Annotated in this window: 19 protein-coding genes; 7 read left to right on the forward strand and 12 right to left on the reverse strand. The window is 64.1% G+C overall.

Annotated elements, in window-relative coordinates:
* Positions 1-407 precede the first annotated feature (407 nt).
* Positions 408-1,169: an SDR family oxidoreductase gene (locus tag V2L18_RS13490; protein WP_336178788.1), complete on the reverse strand. Its 762-nt coding sequence runs from the start codon at positions 1,167-1,169 to the stop codon at positions 408-410.
* Positions 1,170-1,706: 537 nt separating this feature from the next.
* On the opposite strand from V2L18_RS13490, the gene bfr reads away from it, so the two are divergent.
* Positions 1,707-2,192, forward strand: coding sequence for a bacterioferritin (gene bfr / locus V2L18_RS13495; RefSeq protein WP_336178789.1), 486 nt, complete (start codon positions 1,707-1,709; stop codon positions 2,190-2,192).
* A 91-nt stretch (positions 2,193-2,283) separates the two neighbouring features.
* Here the strand turns inward: bfr and V2L18_RS13500 are convergent, their stop codons facing one another.
* The 4 genes from V2L18_RS13500 to V2L18_RS13515 form a co-directional block, all read right to left on the reverse strand.
* Positions 2,284-2,964, reverse strand: a complete 681-nt coding sequence (locus V2L18_RS13500) for an ATP-binding cassette domain-containing protein (RefSeq protein ID WP_336178790.1) — start codon at positions 2,962-2,964, stop codon at positions 2,284-2,286.
* Entirely contained in the window at positions 2,961-4,673 is a 1,713-nt protein-coding gene (locus V2L18_RS13505; protein ID WP_336178791.1) for an ABC transporter permease, read from the reverse strand. The genes V2L18_RS13500 and V2L18_RS13505 overlap by 4 nt, the downstream gene beginning before the upstream one ends.
* The gene (locus tag V2L18_RS13510; RefSeq protein WP_336178792.1) at positions 4,670-5,884 is read right to left on the reverse strand and encodes an ABC transporter substrate-binding protein; all 1,215 of its coding nucleotides are present in this window, start codon (positions 5,882-5,884) and stop codon (positions 4,670-4,672) included. Before V2L18_RS13510 ends, V2L18_RS13505 begins: the two co-directional genes overlap by 4 nt.
* A gap of 140 nt (positions 5,885-6,024) precedes the next feature.
* Positions 6,025-6,507 (reverse strand): Lrp/AsnC ligand binding domain-containing protein, encoded by a 483-nt coding sequence (locus V2L18_RS13515; RefSeq protein WP_336178793.1) that lies wholly within the window; start codon positions 6,505-6,507, stop codon positions 6,025-6,027.
* Between the two features lie 134 nt (positions 6,508-6,641).
* Between V2L18_RS13515 and putA the strand changes: the two genes are divergently transcribed.
* Positions 6,642-9,737, forward strand: a complete 3,096-nt coding sequence (putA, locus tag V2L18_RS13520; RefSeq protein ID WP_336179125.1) for a bifunctional proline dehydrogenase/L-glutamate gamma-semialdehyde dehydrogenase PutA — start codon at positions 6,642-6,644, stop codon at positions 9,735-9,737.
* Between the two features lie 128 nt (positions 9,738-9,865).
* On the opposite strand, the gene V2L18_RS13525 is transcribed toward putA, so the two are convergent.
* The 7 genes from V2L18_RS13525 to V2L18_RS13555 all read right to left on the reverse strand — a co-directional run bounded on the left by V2L18_RS13525 (position 9,866) and on the right by V2L18_RS13555 (position 16,862).
* Positions 9,866-10,363: a hypothetical protein gene (locus V2L18_RS13525; RefSeq protein ID WP_336178794.1), complete on the reverse strand. Its 498-nt coding sequence runs from the start codon at positions 10,361-10,363 to the stop codon at positions 9,866-9,868.
* Between the two features lie 21 nt (positions 10,364-10,384).
* A complete protein-coding gene (gene hrpB / locus V2L18_RS13530; RefSeq protein WP_336178795.1) occupies positions 10,385-12,853 on the reverse strand; it encodes an ATP-dependent helicase HrpB in 2,469 nt (822 codons plus the stop codon).
* A 16-nt stretch (positions 12,854-12,869) separates the two neighbouring features.
* Positions 12,870-13,907 (reverse strand): glucokinase, encoded by a 1,038-nt coding sequence (glk, locus tag V2L18_RS13535; protein ID WP_336178796.1) that lies wholly within the window; start codon positions 13,905-13,907, stop codon positions 12,870-12,872.
* Entirely contained in the window at positions 13,904-14,314 is a 411-nt protein-coding gene (locus V2L18_RS13540) for a methylglyoxal synthase (protein WP_336178797.1), read from the reverse strand. Before V2L18_RS13540 ends, glk begins: the two co-directional genes overlap by 4 nt.
* A gap of 60 nt (positions 14,315-14,374) precedes the next feature.
* Positions 14,375-15,214 carry a DUF1194 domain-containing protein gene (locus tag V2L18_RS13545; RefSeq protein ID WP_336178798.1) on the reverse strand — a complete coding sequence of 280 codons (840 nt, stop codon included), beginning with the start codon at positions 15,212-15,214 and terminating at the stop codon, positions 14,375-14,377.
* A 196-nt stretch (positions 15,215-15,410) separates the two neighbouring features.
* Entirely contained in the window at positions 15,411-15,932 is a 522-nt protein-coding gene (locus V2L18_RS13550) for a hypothetical protein (protein WP_336178799.1), read from the reverse strand.
* A gap of 117 nt (positions 15,933-16,049) precedes the next feature.
* On the reverse strand, positions 16,050-16,862 hold the full coding sequence (locus V2L18_RS13555; RefSeq protein ID WP_336178800.1) for a DUF1194 domain-containing protein: 813 nt from the start codon (positions 16,860-16,862) through the stop codon (positions 16,050-16,052).
* A 740-nt stretch (positions 16,863-17,602) separates the two neighbouring features.
* Between V2L18_RS13555 and V2L18_RS13560 the strand changes: the two genes are divergently transcribed.
* The 5 genes from V2L18_RS13560 to V2L18_RS13580 all read left to right on the forward strand — a co-directional run bounded on the left by V2L18_RS13560 (position 17,603) and on the right by V2L18_RS13580 (position 23,832).
* Positions 17,603-18,589, forward strand: a complete 987-nt coding sequence (locus V2L18_RS13560) for a sugar-binding transcriptional regulator (RefSeq protein WP_336178801.1) — start codon at positions 17,603-17,605, stop codon at positions 18,587-18,589.
* A 195-nt stretch (positions 18,590-18,784) separates the two neighbouring features.
* Positions 18,785-19,753: a BMP family ABC transporter substrate-binding protein gene (locus V2L18_RS13565; protein WP_336179126.1), complete on the forward strand. Its 969-nt coding sequence runs from the start codon at positions 18,785-18,787 to the stop codon at positions 19,751-19,753.
* A gap of 110 nt (positions 19,754-19,863) precedes the next feature.
* Positions 19,864-20,892, forward strand: a complete 1,029-nt coding sequence (locus V2L18_RS13570; RefSeq protein WP_336178802.1) for a BMP family ABC transporter substrate-binding protein — start codon at positions 19,864-19,866, stop codon at positions 20,890-20,892.
* A gap of 86 nt (positions 20,893-20,978) precedes the next feature.
* Positions 20,979-22,505, forward strand: coding sequence for an ABC transporter ATP-binding protein (locus V2L18_RS13575; RefSeq protein WP_336178803.1), 1,527 nt, complete (start codon positions 20,979-20,981; stop codon positions 22,503-22,505).
* Positions 22,506-22,725: 220 nt separating this feature from the next.
* Complete coding sequence (locus tag V2L18_RS13580) at positions 22,726-23,832, forward strand: ABC transporter permease (RefSeq protein WP_336178804.1); 1,107 nt, start codon at positions 22,726-22,728, stop codon at positions 23,830-23,832.
* Positions 23,833-23,842: the final 10 nt, after the last annotated feature.

Here is a 23,842-nt window from a genome sequence, read left to right on the forward strand (position 1 = left end):
AAAAGAATGGGTGGAAAATGAGAAAAATCAGTAAATTTAAGAGCGTTAGGTAGCGCTCGAGTCGATATCTCTGTGCTTTCGATGAGGTTTGACTTCCGGGTGGATGCGCGTGGCCGCCATCTGCGGGCGAAACCATTCATCCCTCTCGGTGAGGCTGGTTCGCAAGTGCGGAAGGTCCGGCTCGGGAGAGGCAGCGCCTGATGTGCGACGCCATTGTCCCCAAGGGCAGGCGGCCTTCAAGTTCGGGCGCCGTGCCGCCTCAGAGCTCAGCCAAAAACGGTATCATGCTCCTCAACCCGATACCGCTTACAGGTCAGGCGCTGGGGACATGGTCGTCCCGCCAGAAGCGACACAGCGCGCCAGCGCCCGCTTCCGTGGTCATTGCCTGGAAGAGGATGAGCCCCGGTCTAGACGTGCTGTCCGCCGTTGATGTGGATCTCGGCGCCGGTGACGTAGGAACTTGGGGCATTGCAAAGGAAGAAGATCGTTTCCGCCACTTCATCGGGCTGGCCGAGCCGCCGCAAGGGGATCTGTTCGATCAGTCGCTCGGTACCCGGGGAAAGGATCGACGTGTCGATTTCGCCGGGGGCGATGGCATTGACGCGGATGCCGAAGGGGCCGAAGTCGGCCGCCATTTCGCGCGTCAGGGAAGCAAGAGCGGCTTTGGACGTGGCATAGGCCGTTCCGGCGAAGGGGTGCACGCGCATGCCCGCAATGGATGTGACGTTGACGATCGAGCCGTCGGCGGCCTTCAGCTCCTCCACCAGGCCACGCGCCAGCATGATCGGGGCGAAGAAATTGACCTGAAAGACCATGCGCCACAGGTCCATCGGCGTGGTCAGCGAATCCAGCCGACCGCCGCCCGTATCCTTCGGGCTGATCGCGGCATTGTTGATGAGAGCGTGAAGCTTCGATCCATCCGTTTCAAGTCTTTCGCGAATTTCCGACACGGCGACGTCGATGGTCTCCGGATCGGACAGGTCGACCTGAATGTGGTCTTCCGGTCCCATAGGCCAGGGGCACTTGTCCGAAAACGGCTGCCGGGAACAGGTGATTACGCGCCATCCGGCCGCGGAGAACCGCTTGACTGTCGCGTGGCCGATACCCCGGCTTGCGCCCGTGAGCACGACCGTCCTGCGAGCTTCGTTCATGCTGTCGGAAACGCTCATCTCGGTTACCTTGTATAATGCGGCGACGCGCATACGTTAGTGCCGTTTGAGATCAAGCCGAACAGGTTTGATCGACAAGCGGACGTTCCGGATTATTTTGCAGGGTTGGACCTTCAGGGCCACTCGATTCGATCATGCCTGATTGCGATCTGGCAGCGCGACACCCTATCGCATCGAATTGGACGCCGCCACGACCCAAAGTGCCTCAGGTATTTCGTCGATGATCATATGTTCGTGCAACGTCCTGACCGACAAGGATCTGGAGAGGGCTGCCGCCGAAATCCGCGATGATCCCTCCGGACGCATCGTTACGCCGGGGGGGTGTTTCAAGAAGCTGAACTGTCGGCCGAAATGCGGCAATTGCTTCCCAATGGTTGTGCAGGTGATACATCGGAGTTATAATAATTCTAAACTACGTGAGTCCAAGCCGGAGGCCCCGCGTTGGTGGGATGTCGATCCTGAAGAACCGATGATCCCGGAAAACGCGGCCGGCAAGGCGCCCCCACAGACTATCCCTCGGAAAAAGGAACCTCGGCGATGAAGGGTGAACCTGAAGTCATTGAATATCTGAACAAGGCGCTGCGCAGCGAGCTGACCGCGATCAACCAGTACTGGTTGCACTACCGGCTGGCCGACGACTGGGGGTTCGCCAAGTTCGCGAAGAAGGAGCGGGAAGAATCCATTGAGGAGATGCAGCACGCTGACAAGCTGACGAGCCGCATCATTTTCCTTGGTGGCCATCCGAACATGCAGAGCCTCGACCCGCTGCGTATCGGCCAGAATATCAAGGAAGCGCTGGAGTGCGACCTTGCGGCAGAATATTCCGCGCGTGCCCTCTACAAGGAAGCGCGCGAATGTGCCCACGACAAGGGCGACTACGTCACGATGAAGCTTTTTGAGGAATTGATGGCCGACGAAGAAGGCCATATCGACTACCTCGAGACCCAGCTTGAGTTGCTGGAGGCCATCGGCGTCGAGCGCTACATGCAGCTTCAGGCGGCATCCGCCGACGAGGCCGAATAAGTTCTTCTGCATCAAGTCCAGGATCAAAGACGGGCGGCGCGTTGCCGCCCGTTGCTTTTTTCAAGGGCGCGGCCCCGCTCTCGCTCCTGTTTCAGTCTTGAAGATCTCCATCCTCTTTTCCCGAGCGCGTCAGCGTGATGACCGGGCCGCCCGCGGCCTCAGCGTCTCGCTCGTCGTGGGTCACGAGCAAGGCCGGTAGCCGCCGTTCGCGGGCCTTGGCGAAGACAAGGCTGCGGATCTGCTCGCGCAATGCCATGTCGAGTTTGGAAAACGGCTCATCCAGCAGCAGCACCCGGGGCTCGGAAAGAAGGACACGCATGAGGGCCACCCGAGCCCGCTGACCGCCCGAGAGCGTCGCCGGATCGCGTGCGCCCATTCCTTCAAGCGCGACATCGGCCAGCGCGTCTTCCGCCCGTTTCCTGCGCGCGCCGCGTGCCACATCCTGCGGGACCGCGAACATCAGGTTCTCGATCACCGACATGTGCGGGAAGAGCAGGTCGTCCTGGAACAACAGCCCCATGCGCCGCGAATGGGCAGGCAGGCGGGTCACGTCGGTTTCGCCCACCAGCACGCGGCCGGCCCCGGAGAAGCCCGGCGGGAGAAAACCGGCGAGATAGGAAAGCAGTGTCGACTTGCCGATGCCGCTTTCTCCCATCACGGTCAGAACCGTGCCGGGCTCCACGGTCGCTTCCACTTCTATGAGGGGGATGCCGCTGCGCAAAATCCTCACCGCCTCCAGAACCAGAGCGCCGCCGTTTGCCGTCTCGTTCATGCCGCGCTCCTCATCGTGCGCCGATTTCGGAAAAGAAGGGCCGGCACCGCGATCGCGACGGCAAAGCCGACGAGCGGGAGAAGCATCTGCATGAGGGCATAGACGGCGATGAGCCGCCTGTTGCCGCCCGAGGCAAGCGCAACGGCTTCCGTCGTGATCGTCGAATAGCGGCCACCTCCGATTAGCAGCGTCGGCAGATACAGGCTCGCGGAAACCGCAAAGCCGACGGCTGCGGCCGTGAGGATCGGGGCAACGAGCATCGGCAGCCTTATGCGCCAGAATACCCGTGACGGTCGCGCACCGAAGCCGGCTGCGACGTGTCCGTAGCGCGGGTCCCATGCCCGCCAGGGATCGCCGAGCGACAGGAAGACATAGGGCAGCACAAGGACGAAATGGACAAGGGCCAGCGCCCCCGCATTTGTGCCCAGTCCGGCGGCGAGAAGCAGGAACTGCAGGCCGAACAGAAAAGCCACCTGCGGCACCAGAAGCGGCACATAGACGAGGTTCAGGGCCGCCTTCGCGGGCTGCCGGCCCGTTCGGGTCTCCCGTTCCAGACACGCGATGGTGAGGACGAGAGCCACAGAGAGCGCCGCAAGTCCCACCCAGATGGTCGTGAGGATTGCGTCGCGTGCCTGGGGCAGGGCACGCATCCAGGTCTGAAGCGAGACCGTCGGCGGAAAGGCGTCGGGAAACGGCCAGAAGCCCGAGACGGACCAGAGCGCAAGGACGACAAGTCCAAGCGTCAACGCTCCGACGAGCGCGATGGTCGCAAGGGCGATCGAGAACCTGACGAGCCCGTCTTTCGCAAGGCGTCGGCCATCCGTCCGCCATCTTCGGCTGATTGCGATAGCGATCCTTTCGGCCCCGATCCAGCAGGCAATCGCTGAGGCGGTGACTGCCAGCTGGAGCAGCGCGCCGGCAGACGCGGTAAAACGCAGGGCGAGGTCCGGATCGTTCATCCAGCGCGTGAGTTGCACGGCAAGCGGTGCGGGGCGGGTCGGACCGAGGATTATCGCCACGTCCACCACGGACGAGGCGTAGGCGATGACGGCAAGGATCGGCAGCCGGATCTGGGGATAGAGGAGCGGCAGCGTCACCTTGAAAAAGCCGGCGATCCGCCCGTACCCGAAACTGGTGGCGAACTGGCCGAGGCGCAGGGCCGGCGTCTGGGGCAGGGCCGCGAGCGTCATCAGGAACAGGAATGGCGTCTCCTTGGCGATCAGCCCCGCCATCATCGCCAGGCCCGCCTGATCGTGAATGACGAGCAGGTCCGGCGGGCGGGTGAGCCCCGTCGCCCAGGGAGACAGAAGCCGCATGATCCAGCCGGAAGGCGCAAACAGGAAGGCGAGCGAGAAGGCGGCCGCTGCGTGGGGCATGGAAAGAAGCGGCGACAATGCGCGCTGCATCATCGAGAAGAGCCGTGTCCCGTGCCAGGCGGCAACGAAGAACTGGACCAGCAGGAAGGAACAGAGCGCGGTCACCAGCGCGGCCGCGAAGCTGAGGGCGGCCGAGTGCCAGATGCCGGGCATCGCCATGAGTGCGTGCCAGGGCGCCAGCGTGAATCGCGTGCCGCCGAGCGCCGGCAGGTAACCAAAAGCGGGCAGGGCGACGCCGGCGACCCCGGCGCTGACGGGCAGGATCAACACGGCGACGGTCAGCACCGGGGCAAGCCGCAACACGATGCCGGGCTCGGCGTTAACCGTCGTCATTCGACGCCGTAGCGCGCTGCCCAGGCTTTTTCCAGCCGCGACATCCAGCCCGGATCGGGTTCCGGCAGGGTCTTGCCAAGCTCCTGCGGCGACAGCGTCGCGACCCCCAGATCGAGCTGCGCAAACCGGGCCCGGTCGGCCTCCGGCAGGCGGTCGACCGCCAGCACCGTCGGATCTCCCCAGACATCGGGATCCTGCTTGCGAGCCTGCGCCTCAGGCGACATCAGGAAGTCAGCGACGACCATGGCGCCCGCAGGTGCGTTGGCATTGAACGGAATGGCGACGAAATGCGTGTTCCCGATCGTGCCGCCATCGAGCACATAGGTGCGCACCGTATCGGGGAGTTCACCGTTGGCGATCGCGTTGGAGGCGCCGGCGGGATTAAAGGTGAAGGCGATATCGGTCTCGCCGTCGGCGAGAAGCTGGCGCATGGCGCTGGCGTTTTGCGGAAACGCCCGGCCCTGGCGCCAAAGGAAGGGGTGGAGCTTGTCGAGATAGGCGAAGAGGGGCGCGCTGAGCGCCTCGAAATCTGCGTCAGACACCGGCCGTTGGAGCCGGGCGGGATCGGGCGTGAGCTCGTAAAGCGCCTGCTTCAGGAAGGTGGAGCCGTGAAAATCGGGCGGCTGCGGGTAGGTGAAGCGTCTCGGATGTGCCTTGGCCCAGTCGAGCAGCGCCGCCATGGATTTCGGCGGCTCCTTGATGCGTGCCGTGTCGTACATGAACACGAGCTGCGCCATTCCCCAGGGCGCTTCCAGCCCGTCGGTCGGCACGGTGAAATCGCGGGTGACGGTGGGCTTGCCCGCGACATCCACATATTTCCAGTTGGGCAGCTTGTCCGCCCAGCCGGATTTGAGAAGAAGCCCCTGCTTTTTCATTGCGGCGAAGTTCTCGCCGTTGATCCAAACGAGATCGACCGCTCCGCCGCTGGTCTGTCCGGCGGCCTTTTCCGCCAGCACGCGGCTGACCACATTGGCGGTGTCGTCCACCTTGACCTGCTTCAACGTGATGCCGTAGCGCGCCGCGACCTCGTCTCCCACCCAGGCGATGTAGGCATTGATCCGCGGCTCGCCTCCCCAGGCATGGAAATAGACGGTCTCGCCCCGCGCGGCGGAGAGAAGGGCATCCCAGTTGTCCGGGTCCGGTTGCTGCGCATGGCCCGCACAGACGGTGGCGAGCAGGCCAAACAGGGTCGCGCAAAAGCCACGGAGCATGGCGGGTGTCCTTCTGTCCGGTGAGGCGGCCACGATAGCAACCAACAGCGATTGCTTGCGTTCTCCATCGGGGGAAGGTCAACACACAGCTTGGTGAATGTGCAAGCCGCCAGGCACCGGGAAGGTCCGGAGGCGGGCGTTCAGATCGGCAGCACGGAGGTGTCTTTCACCTCTTCCATCACCGTGTAGGTGTGGGTTTCGCGCACACCCGGCAGGTTCAGCACGACTTCCGAAAGGAATGCTCGATAGGCTGCCATGTCGGCGACGCGGCCTTTCAGCAGGTAGTCGAAGCCGCCGGCGACCATGTGGCACTCCAGCACCTCCGGCACCTTGTTGACGGCTTCGGCGAAGGCATCGAATACGTCCGGCGTCGTCCGCTCGAGCTTCACCTCGACGAAAACCAGCAGGCCGAGCCCGATACGCGCGGCGTCGAGCCGGGCGGTGAAACCGAGAATGTAGCCCTCCCGCGTGAGCCGCTTCACGCGCTCCGACGTTGCCGTGGGAGACAGCCCGATACGCTCCGCAAGCTGCGTCGTTGTGATGCGCCCGTCGGCCTGGAGCTGGGCCAGGATCTTCCGGTCCTGTTTGTCAAGATCCGCGAAAACCGCGATTAATTCGTCCATTTCCAGAAAATCTCCGGATTCGATGGTCACATTTGGAGGATACCACTATCAGCTTCGAGCTATTCTAGCGAATGAGCAGTTTGGAGATCCCTAACGTGAACACTCTTTCGCCTCAGCCGGCCGCGCGCGCCGATATGTCGCATTCTGCCCCCGCTCCGTTTCGCCCCGACTACGCTCCTGACGACGAGATGCTCGTCCAGAAGCTGAAGGAGCTGACGCGGCTCGACCCGATGGCCGAGCAACGGATCAGCGCGACGGCGGAGCGCTATATCGACACGATCCGGTCCACCCGCTCGGGACTTGGCGGCGTAGAGGATTTCCTGCGTGACTATGGTCTGTCGACCAAGGAAGGCCTGGCGCTGATGGTGCTGGCCGAAGCCCTGCTTCGGGTGCCCGATGCGGCGACCGCCGACAAGCTTATCGAGGACAAGCTTGCCGCGCGCCTCGGCAGCCAGCGTCCCAAGTCCGATACCTGGCTCGTCTCCGCCTCCTCCTGGGCGCTCGACATATCCACGCGCCTTCTGCACCCCGGCGAGACGCCGGAGACGATCCTACGCCAGCTCACCAAGCGCCTCGGCATGCCGGCCATGCGCACCGCCACGCGTCAGGCCATGCGTTTGATGGGCCACCAGTTCGTGCTGGGCGAGACGATTGCCAGCGCGCTCGACCGTGCCCGCGCGATGGAGGCCAAGGGCTACCGGTATTCCTACGACATGCTGGGTGAGGGGGCGCGTACAGCGGCCGACGCGGATCGCTACTTCGAAAGCTACATGAACGCCATCGAAGCGATCGCCCAGCGGGCAGGGGACCGCCCGCTGCCCGATAGGCCGGGCATTTCCGTCAAGCTGTCCGCGCTTCATCCGCGCTACGAGGCGACCAACGGCGAGGCAGTCCTGGCCGATCTGACGCCCAGGCTCATCGAGCTTTCCCGTCTTGCGAAGGCGCACGATCTCAATCTCACCGTCGATGCGGAAGAGGCCGATCGGCTGGAACTCTCGCTCGATGTGTTTGCAGCAGCCCTGGCGGATCCTTCCCTGGCGGACTGGGAGGGGCTTGGCCTTGCCATTCAGGCCTACCAGAAGCGGGCTCTGGACGTGATCGGCTACGTTCACGATCTCGCCACCGCCCATGACCGGCATCTGATGGTGCGCCTCGTCAAGGGCGCCTACTGGGACACGGAAATCAAGCGTGCGCAGGAGCGTGGGCTGGAGGATTATCCGGTCTTTACCCGCAAGGCGGCGACGGATCTCTCCTACATGGCCTGCGTACAGCGGATGCTGAGTTCCCGAGACCGCATCTATTCGCAGTTCGCAACGCATAACGGACTGACGGTTTCCCAGATCCTGGAGCTGTCGACCCCGGCGGATCGGTTCGAATTCCAGCGTCTGCATGGCATGGGTGAATCGCTCTACAGGGCGGTGGTGGAGGAAGACGGTCACCCTTGCCGCATCTACGCACCCGTGGGCGGCCACCGCGATCTGCTCGCCTACCTCGTCCGCCGTCTTCTGGAAAACGGTGCGAATTCGTCGTTCGTGGCGGCTGTCGGCAATCCCTCCATTCCGATCGACAGCCTCCTGAAGCGCCCGGCCGCCTATCTGGAGGCGGGCAGCGCGCGCAACCGGCGTATCGTTCTGCCGCATGCGCTCTACGGCAATCGCGTGGATGCCGCCGGCATCGAGTTCGGTCATGCCAAGGAGCGCGAGGCGCTTGCCTCCGGGATCGCCGCGCAAAGCTTCCCGATGGTGCAGGCCACCGCGCTCCTAAACGGCAAGGCCGGAACCGGCGCGCCGCGCCAGGTTCTCTCGCCGATGGATGGGCAGACCGTGGCCGGAACGGTTGCGGAAGCGACGCCGGAGGAGGCGATTGCGGCCATCGGCGCAGCCGCCGAAGGCTTCCAGAGCTGGTCGCGCATGCCGGTCGAGGGCCGGGCTGCCGCACTGGAACGCATGGCGGATCTCTTGGAGGAAAACCGCGATCGGCTGATGGCGCTGCTCGCCGTGGAGGCTGGCAAGACCCAGGCAGACGGCATTGCGGAAATCCGCGAGGCGGTCGATTTCTGCCGCTACTATGCGGTCGAGGCGCGGGGGCTCTTCGGTGCCGGCACGCTCATGCCCGGTCCCACCGGCGAGGAAAACCGTTACCGGTTCCGCGGCCGTGGCGTCTTCCTGTGCGTCTCGCCGTGGAACTTTCCGCTGGCGATCTTCCTCGGCCAGGTGATGGCCGCGCTCGTCTCCGGCAACGCGGTGATCGCCAAGCCTGCCCCGCAAACCCCGCTCATTGCGTTTGAGGCGGTGCGTCTGCTGCATCAGGCCGGCGTTCCCAAGGAGGCGTTGCAGCTCGTGCCCGGGGGCCCTGCCATCGGCGCAGCACTCGTGGACGATCCCCGCATCGCGGGCGTCGCCTTCACCGGCTCCACCAAAACCGCGCAGGTCATCAACCGCGCGCTTGCCGCCAAGGACGGACCGATCGTCCCGCTGATCGCCGAGACGGGCGGCATCAACGCCATGATCGTCGATGCCACCGCCCTGCCCGAGCAGGTGAGCGATGACGTCGTCATGTCGGCGTTCCGCTCGGCTGGCCAGCGCTGTTCTGCCCTCAGGCTTCTGTTCCTGCAGGATGGCGTGGCCGACAAGATGCTGGAAATGATCGCGGGGGCGGCCGCGGAACTGCGGCTCGGCGACCCGCGCCTTGCCGCAACCGATATCGGCCCGGTCATCGATCGGGCGGCGCGCGACAATATCCAGTCGCATATCGACCGCATGCGTTCCGCGCAGAAAATTCGCTACGCCGGAAACGTGCCGTCGGGCGCCCTGTCGGGCGGCAGCTGGATGGCGCCCCACATCATCGAACTGGACAAGCCGGAAGCGCTTGAGCGCGAGGTCTTCGGGCCCATCCTCCACGTGGTGCGCTACAAGGCGGAAAAGCTCGGCGAGGTCATCGAGAAGATCGCCGCCACCGGCTACGGGCTGACGCTCGGTGTTCACAGCCGTATCGACACGACGGTGAAGCAGGTGGTCGATCGCCTGCCGGTCGGCAACGTCTACGTCAACCGCAACACCATCGGCGCGGTCGTCGGCACCCAGCCTTTCGGCGGCTCGGGGCTTTCCGGCACCGGCCCGAAGGCGGGCGGCCCGCACTACCTGCCGCGCTTTGCGCAGGAACAGGTGATCTCGATCAACACCGCAGCAGCCGGCGGCAACGCCAGCCTGCTGGCGCAGGCGGAGGAGTAGCGGGGAACTGGCCTTTCGCGCTTTTCTCTCTTGTCATTCCAGCGAAGGCGGTGATGACAAGAGAGGGCGCGGCGGCGAACCGGCTTCGGCAAACCTTGTGACGGCGCAACAAATCTGTTGCGTCGTTCTTATTTCAAGGCCCCAAAAACGATCCGCGCGCGCGTCTCGCCAAGCTTGACCAGGGCAGCATTCGCTCCTGGTGCACAAGGCACGAGACGCAGGCCGCCCGTTTCGATCTCACCGGCATCCGCCCCCCACGCAAGATCAAGCCCACCCGTGCGCTCGAAGCGAGTCAGCGTGAAGCGGTCGCCGTCGCGGGTGACGAGGGCCCAGTGGGTCTCGTCGCCGCCATAGGTGCGGGTCGTCAGAAAGTCGTTGATCGCGGCCGCATCGACGGCGTCGGCCGGCACGCGCTTTTCTTCCGGCGGCAACACGCACACCGTGTCGAGCCCGTGCCCGACGATCTTTGCGACGAGAACCGGCGTGTTCTCCGGCAACGTCTCGATGGCGACACGGTCGACGGGCGGGGCCGACAGCATCATGTCCATGCCGACCAGTGCGAGGCCCACCGCGGCCACCACGGCGATTGTGGCCGGCATCAGCCATTTGCGCCCGTTCGATTGCATGCCTCGTCCTCCGATCATCGCTCAGTTGCGCGGTTTCGCCCGCCGCGTGGCCTCGGCCGAGGCCGGATCATCCGGCCAGGGGTGTTTCGGGTAGCGGCCTTTCATGTCCGCCTTCACGTCCGCCCACGAGCCCGACCAGAAGCCCGGCAGATCCCGTGTCAGCTGGATGGGGCGGTGGGCCGGCGAGAGGAGTTCCACCAGCAACGGAATGCGGCCTCCCGCCACCGCAGGGTGCCGGTCGAGGCCGAAAAGCTCCTGCACGCGAATGGAGATCCGGGGCCCGGGATCCGCACCATAGTCGATGGGAACCCGCGAGCCCGTCGGCGCCTCGAAATGGCTTGGGGCGAGCCTGTCGATCTCCGCTATCCTGTCCCACGGCAGCAACCCGCCAAGCGCCTGTCCCAGCCGGTCGGCGTCGATGTCGTCAAGCGACGAGGCGCCTGCCAGGTAGGGCGCGAGCCACGTATCTGGCGTGGCCTGCAGCGCCTTGTCGCTCAGGTCCGGCCAGGGATCGCCAAGATTGGCGTGGAGATATCCGACACGCGCACGCAAGCGCTTCTGCTCCTTCGACCAGGCAAGCCGCTCGACCCCGCGCCCGCGCGCGGCCTCCAGCAAGGCACCGGCGACGAGCGCCGGGTCCGGGTCGTCGATCCGGACCTCGCTCAGGATCAGCTTGCCGAGGCGCCGGATGCGACGTGCGCGGACCGTATCGCCGCCGGGTTGCAGTCGGACCTCATCTTCGGTGACGATATGAGAGCCGAAATCCTCCTCGATGTCGCCGCGCGATATCGGCGCGGCCAGCAGGATGCGCGCGCGCTGGGCGCTGCCCTGAACCTCGGCGATGGCGAGATACGGCTCGCGTGACAGCGCATCCGCCTCATCGAGTTGTGCGCCACGTCCGTTGGCGAGGCGGAAGCTTCCCGTCGCGCCGCGCGCCTGTGCCAGCCGGTCGGGAAAGGCGAGGGCGAGCACCTGGCCTGCTTGCTCAATTTCGCCGTCGTGATTGTCCGTGTCTTCGGGCAGCGCATCGATGCGCTTGAGCCATTGCGCTGCGAGCCCTCTGGCGTCGCGGGCCTTTCCGCCACTGTCGCGACGCAGCCGGCGCAACCGTTCGCGCAGGTCGCTCGATGTGCCGCCAAGCCCGCGCTCGGACACGATCACCGCGATCTCGGCGGCCAGCTGTCCGCGCCCTTCGCTTGCGGCGCGATGCACCATGTGCGCAAGACGGGGATGCAGCGGCAGGCGGGCCAGTGCCTCGCCCTCGCGCGTCACCCGACCTTCCCCGTCGAGCGCCTCGAGATCTGTGAGCAACTGCTTCGCTTCTGCCCAGGCGCCCGCGGGCGGCTGATCGGGAAAGGCGAGCGCATCTGGTTCGCGCGCGCCCCATTGCGCCAGATCCAGAACGAGTTGGGCGAGATCGGCCTCCAGGATCTCCGGTCGGTCGTGTTCGGCAAGCGCCGCCGTCTGTGCCTCATTCCATAGCCGGTAACACACACCGGGCTCCGTGCGTCCCGCCCGGCCGCGCCGCTGGTCGGCCGCAGCGCGCGTCACCTTCACCGTTTCCAGCCGCGTGAGCCCGGTGGCGGGCTCATAGCGAGGCACGCGGGCAAGCCCGGTGTCGATGACGATCCGCACGCCCTCGATCGTCAAGGACGTCTGCGCGATCGACGTGGCCAGCACAACCTTGCGGACGCCCTCGGGCGCCGGCCGGATCGCCGCATCCTGTTCGCGTCCCGTCAGCGCGCCGTAAAGCGGGGCGACCAGCACGTTTGCCGGCAAGCGTTCGCCGAGCATCTCCGCCGCGCGGCGGATTTCGCCCTGGCCCGGCAGAAAGACGAGAATGGAACCCGTCTCCTCGGCAAGCGCCTTGCGCACGGCCTTCACCGTCTCCGCCTCCAGCCGCGCGGCGCCATCGCGGCCGAGATAGCGCGTCTCCACGGGAAACATCCGTCCCTTGCTCTCGATGACCGGCGCATCGCCCAGCAGGGCTGAGACCTTTGCCGCATCAAGCGTTGCGGACATCACGAGAAGGCGCAGGTCTTCGCGCAACGCGGACTGGACGTCGAGCGCGAGAGCCAGGCCGAGATCGCCGTCGAGGCTGCGCTCGTGGAACTCGTCGAAGAGAACTGCGGCGACACCGGCAAGGTCGGGATCGTTGAGGATCATCCGAGCAAAGACGCCTTCGGTGACCACCTCGATGCGGGTGCGGGCGGAAACCTTCGTCTCCATCCGCATGCGGTAGCCGACCGTTTCGCCTGCCCTCTCGCCGAGCGTCTCCGCCATGCGCCGTGCTGCGGCGCGCGCGGCCAACCGGCGTGGCTCAAGAACGAGGATGCGTCCGTCGCCGCGCCACGGCGCTTCCAGCAGCGCGAGCGGAACCCGCGTGGTCTTGCCCGCACCCGGACTTGCGACAAGAACGGCGTTCGGGCCGGTTTCAAGCGCACTCAGGAGTTCCGGCAGGACCTCTTCGACCGGCAGGGACGCGTTCATGTGCGGGCGGGCCGTATCAGGCGGCAGGTTCTGCGCGCCACATCCGACCGATCAGATCGATGGCGAAGCGCGAGGGCGTGCGGGCAAACCCCGCGAGACCTTCCAGCGCGGGCTGCGGATGCTTGATGATGAAAGTCGGGATCTTCTTCAGGATCGCCTCGTGCGGGGCTTTCGCCTCGAAGGCGGCGCGGAACGGACCATCGACCAGGAAGCTCTCGATATGGGGCGGGATGCCGCCGGCGAGATAAACGCCACCGCGCGCCAGCATGATCAGCGCCAGATCGCCTGCGACCCTGCCGAGCGCGGCGGTGAAGAGATCGAGCGTCTTTCTCGCGTCGCTGTCGCCACCTTGTGCGGCGGCGACGATGTCTGCGGCCGTGGTGAAACGCGGTTCTGCGCCATCTGCGCGCGCAACCGCGCGCGCAAGACGCACCATCCCATCGCCGCTGATCACCTGTTCGGCCCCGATTCGTCCGCCGTTGCGTTCGATATGCGGCCAGATGCGGTATTCCTCATCGCTCACGGGGCCGAGCTCCACATGCCCCCCTTCTCCCGGGATCGGAACCCAGCGGTCGGCCGCGTGAACGAGAGCACCGGCGCCAAGGCCCGTGCCGGGGCCGACGACGACCTTCGGCGCAAACGGCATCGGGGCATCGCCGCCCATCTGCGTGAGGTCGCTGTCCTCGAGCGTCAGAAGCGAGAGTGCTTGCGCTTCGAAATCGTTGAGAAGCACGACCGTGTCGAGCCCCAGTTCGCGGATGAGTTCCCTCGGCTCAACGACCCAGGGCGCATTGGTGAGTTTCGTCCGCTCTCCCTGGATGGGGCCGGCCATGGCGATCACGGCGGTGCGCGGAATGAGCGAGGTCTGCGCAAGCACCTTGTCGGCTATGACCTGGGCCATGCCTTCCGGGTGGTCGTGCGTATAGGCGGTAACCACCTTCGACAGGTTCGCATGCGCATCGCTGACGATTGCGAAGCGGGCATTCGTGCCTCCCACGTCCGCGACAAGGACAGGGAACGAGAAGGACGGGACGTCGCGCGAAGTTGAGATCATTGCGATGGCGTGCTTTCCGTGTATGCGGTGTCTGCGATCGTGCTGATAACGGCTTCGGCCGTAGCCTGGTTCAATGCCATCGGTATGTCATAGACGATGGCGAGTCGCGTCAATGCCTTGACGTCGACATCGTGCGGCATGGGGGTAAGCGGATCGGCGAAGAATATGAGCGCCGTCAGACGCCCGTCGGCGATCATGGCGCCAATCTGCTGGTCGCCGCCGAGCGGGCCGCTCTTGACCGGCGTGATATCGAGGTTCGGGCAGGCTGCCTTCAGCCTGGCTCCGGTGGTGCCGGTGGCGATCAGGCGGAAGGGCGCAAGCTGATGTTCATGCAATCTCACGAAGGCGACGAGGCTGTCCTTCTTGGCATCGTGAGCGACAAGGGCGAATGCGGGGCGTTCTTGCATGGGGTCTTTTCCTTTTCCCATGCCGGTTTAGCCATTTGACTTGACGATTGAAAGACCGCGTCAGCGCCAGTTCCAGTCGCCATCGCGGATGCGATCGCGCCAGAGACGTTCGCCGATAAGGCAGAATTCCCGGTCTTCCGCCGAAAACGCCGCCTGTCTGACAAGCGCCGGCTCGCTCTTTCCGGCGATCTCCAGAACGAGCTTCATCCGCACCGCCTCGGCAAACGCGTTGATGTCGCGCACCGGAATGGAGAACGCGCCGGCCCCTCCGATGACGCATCGTTCGTAATACGCGTCGAGATTGTCGATGTCGTACCAGCCGGCGGGCCCGCGCTTCAGCACCAGCGGCAGACCGTTGATGACGATGCCGGCCGCGATCACGTCTTCGCGAGCCGCCAGGACCGGTTCTCCCTGGTTGTTGGGGCCGTCGCCCGAAATGTCGATCACGCGCCTGAAGGGAGAGGCTTCCAGTTTCCCGAGCACGCCCTTGGCGTAGGTGAGCGCGCCGCTGATGGAGGTGCGGTAGGCCCTCTGCATCGGGGCCTCGGCAAGGGCGGCCGCGAATTCCTCCGCCGATTGCCGGTCCGAGATTTCGTGCCAGTCCACGAGCGTGAACTGGGAGGTGGCGCCCGCCCATTCCACGTATGCGACGGCGATCTTGCCCGTCAGGCCGCTGGCGATGGCATTCAGCACGTCCGGCGCGGTGATCGCGGAAATGTAGCCCAGGCGCTGCACGCGCTGTTCGTCCTGATCCATCGAATAGGAAATGTCGACCGCAAGAACGAGCGCGAGGTCTATCTCCGTGCCGGGGGCGGGTTCACGGGCCGCCGCGCGTTGTGTGGTGGGGCCCGGCAGGCAGGGAAAGGCGAAGAGGGCGAGAAAGACTATCGCAAGGCGCACGGGGCCGCTCCAAATCCTGGCGCGGCTCGACTAACGAAGATGCAAAAACGGTAACCATTCCCATCTTGCACGATGGAAGTTGCCGCTTCCCGCGTCGTGTATTGCCGCTACGGTCTCATATGACCACCATTGCCCCCGAATGATAAGAATTTTGCCAGATTCAGCGGCGAGTGCAAGGCAGTATTCCATTTTGTCATCATTGCTGCTCTAACATGGAGTTGCCTAGTTCTCGCATAGGGTCATCTTTTCCTCGCATCAGATCTAACATGTCTCGGTTGTTCTTTCTCCATTCGGGAGGGGCCGATTCTTCTCCTGTATTGCCGATTGTAAGGATTCGAGTGAGAATTGCGTTGTTAAAGAGCGTCTGACTAGAATCCATGGAAACCAATTTGTCGAACAATCGTGCTTGGTTTTTATCGATTTCAGAATACTGGGTCGCCAGTTGAGATATTGAAACTTGTACGCCGTTGAGGCTTTGTTCTAGTCCTTCAATTGCTTTCGTATTTAATTGAAGTTGCGTATTGAGATCCGATATAGTGAATCTAAGGTCTTTTTCGGAGTTTTTTAAATCGTTCTTGTTAGAGCTGTCTATTGCGTGGAGATTTTTGAGCTCATTCCTTATTTCTGAAACGTCTGAACGCACTCCGCCCAGCAGGAAGAACGCGATTGCGCCAAGTCCCGCTACGATCACGCTAGAGAATGTAACTGCTTCTTTCATGCTAAACTCAAATTTTGACTCGGAGCTCCAAGACATGCCTGTACCTCGCAGAAAATTCCCTAGATAGACAATCGAGGGCAAGCTTAGTCGATTTGGTGCTGGCGGTCGATCATGCCTCTAGTTGTATAGGTTGCAGGCGATCGGCTTGCGGGCGCCGGCTGGATAGACACGTACCTCGTCGCGCGGGATCAATCCGGCGATCTCCATCACCAGCTTGGTCTTGATCGCCATGCCGAATTCGGCGGTGGAATAGACCGGCACCATGAACGAGCCTGGGCCGCCGATGACGCAATCCTCATAATAGTGATCGAGGTTGGGCATGTGATACCAGCCGTTGCCGGTGCCCTTGAGCATCAGCGGCAGGCCATTGATAGTGACGCCGTGGGCGATTGCCTCGTCGCGCGCTGACGTGACCTGTCCGCCCTGGTTGTTGGGTCCGTCACCAGACATGTCGATGACGCGACGCAACCCGGAGAAGCCGCTTTTCTCGATATGCGCGACGGAAAAGGCGAGCGCTGCGGCAATGGACGTGCGCTGAACCTGACGAAGGGGCGATTCCGCGATCTTGGAAGCGAAATTCGCGGCCGTTTCCGGGCCGTCGATCACCTGCCAGTCGGCCACCACGTACTGTTCGCCCATCCCGCCCCATTCGACATAGGTGACCGCGATCCGGCCCGTCGGGCCCATGCGGATCGCTTCCATGACCTCCGCTGACGTGATCGCCTCGACGTAGCCGCGCCGCTGGACCTGCTGCTCTTCCTCATCCATCGACTGGGAAATGTCGACGGCCAGAACCAGCTCGACGTCGACTTCGGAGGTCGGATCGTAGTTGGCGAACTGGGTCGCGCCGGCCTCGTTCACCAGCAGGGCGACCATGGTGGCGGCCATCGTCGCGGCCGCAAGTTGCGCTTTCGCTGTATTCAGACGCATCGACGGTTCCTTTTTCAACGAACGTGTCTCGGCGCCCTCCCGGTTTTTGTTTCCTGAAACCCGTGAACTTGCAGCAGTCGCCGTCTCTCCGTGCGTATCCAACAGTCTGGGTAGATCGGCGCTGTGGCTTCGATGTAATTTATCGGTGTATACAAGTTAATATTTGGTTAAAAATAAGTAATCGTGCGTGTAGCTGTCTTGTCAGATAACATGTAATACGCCAGTAAAATAACGTATGCGCGGTATTTGTTTCGTGAATTTTCAAAATGACTGTGGGTTTTTGCGAAGCAAGAATCGCGCCATTCATGCCGTAACGGGCATGATGCGGTAAGACATCGCCCAAGGCGCTTCAGTTGACCGGAACCTCCCTCCGGTTGGCGCCCGTCGGACCCGGGCGCCGGCTTCTCACCTGGATGGCGATCTGAAGGCCTGCGGAGGGCGTGCATGTGCGCAGCGACGGCTGCTCGATTGCTGTGCTCCTGCGCGAAAATGCGGCACGGTGTGGAAAATCGAGGGACGCTGCGGAAGAACTGCTGGCAGGAGGCTTGACCCGCGCCCACAATATGTGGTGCGATGAAAGAAATCACACGCAATGAATAATTATTCAAAGTCATAGGCACCGCGCGCCTGCGGAATGTCGGCGACAGAGTGGGAAATCGGGGCCACCCTGCGGGCGGCGCGAATGCCGCCGACGTGTGTGCGGCCGGTTGATGGCGGATCATTGGGGCGGATCATCGGGCATGGGCGAACCGGACGACTGGACGACCTACCTGGCCATACGCGCGGCGTGGCTGTCCTTTGTCGGCGGTTGCACGCAAGGCGAAATCGCGGCGCGTCTCGATGTCTCTCCGGCCAAGGTGCATCGGCTCATCGCCTACGCCCAGCGCGCCGGGCATGTGCGCTTCCATATTGAGGGGCGTCCGCTGGAGTGCCTCGAATACGAGGAAGCCTTCTCGCGCAGCTTTGGGCTCAACAATTGCATTGTCGCTCCCGATCTGGGAGGCGGCGCAAACGACGAGCAGGCGGCGATCCGCTCGGTCGGGGCTGCGGCGGGAAATCTTCTGGCACAGCTTCTGTCGGCGGCCGACATTCGCCAGGTCGGGGTCGGCATGGGGCGCACGCTGAAGGCGGCGGTCGCAGCCATGCCGCGAATTTCACGTGAGGACCTGAGCATCGTCTCGATCTCCGGTAGCCTGACAAGCCGTCTTTCCGCCAATCCTTACGACGTGGTGCAGCTTCTGTCGGAACGCAGCGGTGGCGAAGGCTACTACCTGCCAGTTCCCTATCTCGCGACGACCGCGACGGAGAAGGACATGTTCCTGAAGCAGCCGAGCGTCCAGGAACTGCTGGCCCGGGCGCGGCGCTCCGACACTTTCGTCGTCGGCATCGGCTCCATCGGCGACGACGGTCATCTCAGGCGCATGAACCTTATCTCGCGTGAAGAGCAAAGCGCGTTGCAGAAGGTCGGGGCGGTCGGCGACCTCATGGGACGTTTCATTGACATCGACGGCGCGGCGGTGCCCGCGGCTCTGAGCGAACAGGCCGTTGGCCTCGGATTCGAGGACGTTCGGGGCGCGCGGGTGCTCGCCCTGTCGGGCGGCGTGTCGAAAACGGCTGCGACGCTCTCCGCCTTGCGCACCGGAGTCATCACGGATCTCGTCATCGACGAAGCCCTGGCGAAAAGCTTGGCCGATGCGATCGACGCGAAGGTTCCCCAGCCGGCGTGAGACCGGCGAGGAACACGCCGCCGCGGCTTTCGCGGCGGACGGAAGTTTCAGGAAGGAACGGATGACGTCCGCGTCATCGGTCATGGGTCAAAAGGGATGGCGTCGGGTCGTTGAGCGGCTCGGCAGGCGCCGAACAGGATGGAGGTCTACGTGCAGACGATTGCCAAGCTTATGGGAGCGGTCGCCGTCGCGGCCATGATGTCGGGAGTTGCAACGGTTGCGGCATCCGCCGCGGAAAGCACGCCGGCGGTGGTTTACGACCTCGGCGGCAAGTTCGACAAGTCGTTCAACGAGTCCGCCTACACGGGCGCGGAAAAGTACAAGGAGGATACCGGTACCGAGTACCGGGACTTCGAGATCCAGAACGACAGCCAGCGCGAGCAGGGGCTGCGCAATTTCGCCCGCCGCGGCATGAGCCCGATCGTCGGTATCGGATTTTCCTACGAGCAGGCGATCGAGAAGGTGGCCAAGGAATTCCCAGACACCCACTTCGCCATCGTCGATTCCGTTGTGGATCTTCCCAACGTGCGCTCGATCCTGTTCAAGGAACACGAAGGCTCCTACCTCGTCGGCATTCTCGCGGCCATGGCCTCGAAGACGGGCAAGGTCGGCTTCGTCGGCGGCATGGACATCCCGCTCATCCGCAAGTTCGCCTGCGGCTACGTCCAGGGCGTTAAATCTGTCAGCCCCGACATCGAGGTCATTCAGAACATGACCGGCACGACGGGCGCGGCCTGGAACGATCCCGTGAAGGGCGGCGAACTCGCCAAGGCGCAGTTCGACAAGGGCGTGGACGTCATCTACCACGCGGCCGGCGGCACCGGCATTGGCGTGCTTCAGGCCGCCGCCGATGCCGGCAAGCTGGGCATTGGCGTCGACAGCAACCAGAATGCGCTTCATCCCGGCAACATGCTGACCTCGATGGTGAAGAGCGTGGACGTGGCCGTCTACAAGACCTTCGAGGATTCCGCCCAGGGCAACTGGTCGGCTGGCATCCAGGCGCTCGGCCTGAAGGAAGGCGGCGTCGATTGGGCCTATGATGACAACAACAAGGACCTGATCACCGACGAGATGAAGGCCGCCGTGCAGAAGGCCAAGGACGACATCATCTCCGGAAAGGTCGAGGTTCACGATTACATGTCGGACAATTCCTGCCCGATGTGAGCGACGGATCCCCCGTGTGGCATTGAAGGTGCCGCGCGGGGGCTGCTGCGGGCGGCGAAGGCTGATGCGGCGATTCGGGAACATGGACTGCCATGGACACAAGCACACCCATGCGAGCGATGAGGCGGGCGCTGGTCGCCGCTGCCATGCTCGGAAGCTGCGGCATGCCGACGGCGGGCGCCGCCGGCGATGAGGCCGCCGCGTCCGTGCCTGTTCCGGCGATCGTCTACTCTGTTGGCGGCAAGTTCGACGGTTCCTTCAATGAATCCGCGTTTGCCGGGGTGACCCGTTTCAAGGCGGAAACGGGGGGCGGCGTGCGCGAATTCGAAATCGTCCGCGATGCCCAGTCGCTGCAGGCGTTGCGCACCTTCGCGGGCCACGGTTACGCCCCCATTGTTGCCATCGGGTTCAATCAGGCAAGCGCGATGGAACAGGTGGCGCACGAGTTTCCGGAACGCTCGTTCGCCATCGTCGACATGGTGGTCGATGCGCCCAATGTCGCCTCCTATGTCTTCCAGGAACAGGAAGGCGCCTACATAGCGGGCGTTCTGGCGGCCATGGCCACGAAGAGCGGCACGATCGGCTTCGTCGGCGGCATGGATATCCCGATTATCCGCCGGTTCCTGTGCGGTTATCGGCAGGGAGCCGCTTCTGTCGGCGGCGACGTCAAGGTTGTCTTCAACATGGCCGGAGACACGCCCGCCGCCTTCGCCGATTCCGCGCGTGGCGCCGAGCTTGCCCGCGCGCAGATCGACCAGGGTGCCGACGTGATCATCCAGGCCGCCGGCGGCACCGGCCTAGGTGTTCTTCAAGCGGCGGCGGATGCCGGCATTCTCGGTATCGGCACCGACAGCAACCAGAATGGCCTGCACCCGGGCCACGTGCTGACCTCCATCCGCAAGCGCGTCGACAATGCCGTTTTCGAGAGCTTCATGGCGGCGAGGGACGGGCGCTTCAAGCCCGGCATCCGGGTTCTGGGGCTCGCCGATGGCGGCATGGACTGGGTGCTCGACAAGAACAACGCGAAACTGATCACGCCGGAGATGAAAGCAGCGGCAGAACGCGCCGTTGCCGGGATTTCGGCGGGAACGATCAAGGTGCACGACGTCGTCGCCGACGGTGCGTGCCCGCTGGAGTAGGACATGGTTGCCATTCCACGCGCCCATCCCCCCGAGCATGCCCCCTGCATGCCCCAGGGGCCTCGCCACCGCACGGAGCCTCGCCCATGACGCTCGCGCTCGAACTCGTCGGCATCGACAAGCGCTTCGGCTCTGTCCACGCCAACAAGGACATCAATCTCGCCGTCGCCAAGGGCTCGATCCATGGCATCGTCGGCGAGAACGGGGCCGGGAAATCGACGCTGATGTCGATCATCTACGGCTTCTACAGCGCCGACGCCGGCGAGATTCGCATCGATGGAAAGCCCGTCTCCATTCCCGATTCCAAGGCCGCTATCGGCCACGGCATCGGCATGGTCCACCAGCATTTCATGTTGGTCGACAATTTCACGGTGCTGGAAAACGTCATGCTCGGCGCCGAGGGCGGGCCGATGCTCAATGCCGGGCTCGCCAGGGCGCGCAAGGAACTGAAGCGGCTGGCCGATGAATACGGTCTGACGGTCGATCTCGATGCGGAGGTGGGCGAACTTCCCGTCGGCCTCCAGCAGCGGGTGGAAATCCTGAAGGCGCTTTTTCGCGGCGCCGACATCCTCATTCTCGACGAGCCGACAGGCGTGCTGACGCCAGCCGAGGCCGATCACCTCTTCCGCATCCTGCGCACCTTGCGCGACGAGGGAAAGACGGTCCTGCTCATCACCCACAAGCTGCGCGAGATCATGGCGGTTACCGACAAGGTCTCCGTCATGCGCCGCGGCGAGATCGTCGACACCCGCGCGACGGCGGAGACGAGCGTTGAGGAACTGGCGGAACTCATGGTCGGCCGTTCGGTGCTGCTCAGGGTCGACAAGAAGCCGGCGGCCCCCGGTCGTCCGGTGCTGGAGGTGACGGATCTCACCGTGCGCGACGCTCGCGGCGTGGTACGGGTCGATCATGCGTCTTTGACAGTGCGCGCGGGCGAGATCGTCGGCATTGCGGGTGTGTCCGGCAACGGCCAGTCGCAGTTTTTGGAGGCACTCGCCGGCATCCGCAAATGGGAGAGCGGCCGGGTTCTGGTGGACGGTCAGGACGTGATGTCCGACGGCAAGGTCGATCCAGCCGAGATGCGCGGTCTCGGCGTCGCCCACGTCCCGGAGGATCGCCACCGCATGGGGCTCGTCAACTCCTTCGCCGAATACGAGAACTGCGCGCTCGGCTATCACAATGATCCCAAATACGGCTCCGGCGCGCTGCTCGACATCAAGGCCATGTGCGACGATGCGATTGACAAGATAGAGAAATACGACATCCGCCCGCCGTCCTGCACGCTCAAGACCTCGATGTTTTCCGGAGGCAACCAGCAGAAGATCGTGCTGGCGCGCGAGATCGAGCGCGATCCTGTCGTGCTTCTCGTCGGCCAGCCCACCCGCGGCGTCGATATCGGCGCCATCGAATTCATCCACAAGCGCCTGATCGAGCTGCGCGATGCGGGCAAGGGCATTCTGCTTGTCTCCGTCGAACTCGACGAGATCCGCATGCTGGCCGACCGCGTGCTGGTGATGTTCGACGGCCGCCTCGTCGGCGAGAGGGCGCCCGATGCCAGCGAACAGGAACTCGGCCTGATGATGGCCGGCGTCACCCAGGAGGCGGCCGAATGAGACGATCGATCGCGCCGTGTTTGCCGGGCACGTCCCGCAGGCACCCCTCTCCCCCCTTGCGGGGGAGATGCCCCGAAGGGGCAGAGGGGGGCAGGCGGCGGGCTGTGAGCGTGGGGCCTACCCCCCTCTGTCCCGCTTCGCGCGACATCTCCCCCGCAAGGGGGGAGAGGGGAACAAGCTGGACGTTTCCCACATCGGATAGCCAAATCGGAACCGCAGCATGACCCGTGGCAAGCTCCCCAAGTGGGTCGATTACGGCCTCCTCCCGGCCCTTAACCTTGCCGCCGCCTTCCTGGTGGCCGGGCTCGTCGTGCTCCTGATCGGAGAGGATCCGCTGGAAGCGGTCAGGATCCTGATCTACGGCTCGCTGGGCTTCGGCGAGGGCGTCGGCTTCACGCTGTTCTATGCCACCAACTTCATCTTCACCGGGCTCGCGGTTGCCGTCGCGTTCCATGCCGGTCTCTTCAACATCGGCGGCGAGGGGCAGGCCTATGTCGGCGGTCTCGGCGTTGGCCTCGCCTGCCTTGCGCTCGACCGCTTCGTGCCGTGGTGGGTGACCTTCCCCGTGGCGGTTGCCGGCGGGGCGATCTTCGGTGCGGCATGGGCCTTCGTCCCGGCCTATCTCCAGGCGAAGCGCGGCAGCCACGTCGTCATCACGACGATCATGTTCAACTTCATCGCCTCCTCGCTGATGGTCTATCTGCTGGTCAACGTTCTGGCCAAGCCCGGCTCCATGCAGCCCGAGACGCGCAACTTCGAGCCCGGCGGCCAGTTGCCGCTCATCCGCGATCTTCTGCCCGGGCTCGATCTCGGCCAGGCGCCGCTGAACCTCGCCTTCGTGCTGGCGCTGGCGGCTTGCGCGTTCGTCTGGGTGCTGATCTGGCGCTCGCGGCTCGGCTACGAGATCCGAACCTTCGGCGCGAACCAGTCTGCCGCCATCTATGCCGGCATCTCGCCGGTCAGGATCACCATCGTCACCATGCTGATTTCCGGCGGGCTTGCCGGTCTCATGGCGATCAACGAGGTGATGGGATCGCAGACGCGTCTGCTTCTGGAATTCACCGCCGGCTACGGTTTCGTCGGCATCGCGGTGGCGCTGATGGGCCGTGCCCATCCGGTCGGCATCATCCTGGCGTCCATCCTCTTCGGCATGCTCTATCAGGGCGGTGCGGAACTGGCGTTCGAAAAACCGGCGATCACGCGTGACATGATCGTCGTCATCCAGGGGCTGGTGATCCTGTTCGCCGGCGCGCTGGAACATCTCTTCCGGCCGTGGCTTCAACGGCTCTTTGCCTCCGGCCACGCGCCGGAAGCACAGGCGGCTTGAGGGGGACGGA

Origin of the sequence: Breoghania sp. JC706 (assembly GCF_037026715.1) — a bacterium.
Classification (GTDB): Bacteria; Pseudomonadota; Alphaproteobacteria; order Rhizobiales; family Stappiaceae; genus Breoghania.

What these genes read in the sequence shown, in the direction of transcription:
- V2L18_RS13490 (WP_336178788.1), bottom strand. Translation starts at nt 1,169, where the DNA reads ATGAGCGTTTCCGACAGCATGAACGAAGCTCGCAGGACGGTCGTGCTC.
- bfr (WP_336178789.1), top strand. Translation starts at nt 1,707, where the DNA reads ATGAAGGGTGAACCTGAAGTCATTGAATATCTGAACAAGGCGCTGCGC.
- V2L18_RS13500 (WP_336178790.1), bottom strand. Translation starts at nt 2,964, where the DNA reads ATGAACGAGACGGCAAACGGCGGCGCTCTGGTTCTGGAGGCGGTGAGG.
- V2L18_RS13505 (WP_336178791.1), bottom strand. Translation starts at nt 4,673, where the DNA reads ATGACGACGGTTAACGCCGAGCCCGGCATCGTGTTGCGGCTTGCCCCG.
- V2L18_RS13510 (WP_336178792.1), bottom strand. Translation starts at nt 5,884, where the DNA reads ATGCTCCGTGGCTTTTGCGCGACCCTGTTTGGCCTGCTCGCCACCGTC.
- V2L18_RS13515 (WP_336178793.1), bottom strand. Translation starts at nt 6,507, where the DNA reads ATGGACGAATTAATCGCGGTTTTCGCGGATCTTGACAAACAGGACCGG.
- putA (WP_336179125.1), top strand. Translation starts at nt 6,642, where the DNA reads ATGTCGCATTCTGCCCCCGCTCCGTTTCGCCCCGACTACGCTCCTGAC.
- V2L18_RS13525 (WP_336178794.1), bottom strand. Translation starts at nt 10,363, where the DNA reads ATGCAATCGAACGGGCGCAAATGGCTGATGCCGGCCACAATCGCCGTG.
- hrpB (WP_336178795.1), bottom strand. Translation starts at nt 12,853, where the DNA reads ATGAACGCGTCCCTGCCGGTCGAAGAGGTCCTGCCGGAACTCCTGAGT.
- glk (WP_336178796.1), bottom strand. Translation starts at nt 13,907, where the DNA reads ATGATCTCAACTTCGCGCGACGTCCCGTCCTTCTCGTTCCCTGTCCTT.
- V2L18_RS13540 (WP_336178797.1), bottom strand. Translation starts at nt 14,314, where the DNA reads ATGCAAGAACGCCCCGCATTCGCCCTTGTCGCTCACGATGCCAAGAAG.
- V2L18_RS13550 (WP_336178799.1), bottom strand. Translation starts at nt 15,932, where the DNA reads ATGAAAGAAGCAGTTACATTCTCTAGCGTGATCGTAGCGGGACTTGGC.
- V2L18_RS13555 (WP_336178800.1), bottom strand. Translation starts at nt 16,862, where the DNA reads ATGCGTCTGAATACAGCGAAAGCGCAACTTGCGGCCGCGACGATGGCC.
- V2L18_RS13560 (WP_336178801.1), top strand. Translation starts at nt 17,603, where the DNA reads ATGGGCGAACCGGACGACTGGACGACCTACCTGGCCATACGCGCGGCG.
- V2L18_RS13565 (WP_336179126.1), top strand. Translation starts at nt 18,785, where the DNA reads ATGATGTCGGGAGTTGCAACGGTTGCGGCATCCGCCGCGGAAAGCACG.
- V2L18_RS13570 (WP_336178802.1), top strand. Translation starts at nt 19,864, where the DNA reads ATGCGAGCGATGAGGCGGGCGCTGGTCGCCGCTGCCATGCTCGGAAGC.
- V2L18_RS13575 (WP_336178803.1), top strand. Translation starts at nt 20,979, where the DNA reads ATGACGCTCGCGCTCGAACTCGTCGGCATCGACAAGCGCTTCGGCTCT.
- V2L18_RS13580 (WP_336178804.1), top strand. Translation starts at nt 22,726, where the DNA reads ATGACCCGTGGCAAGCTCCCCAAGTGGGTCGATTACGGCCTCCTCCCG.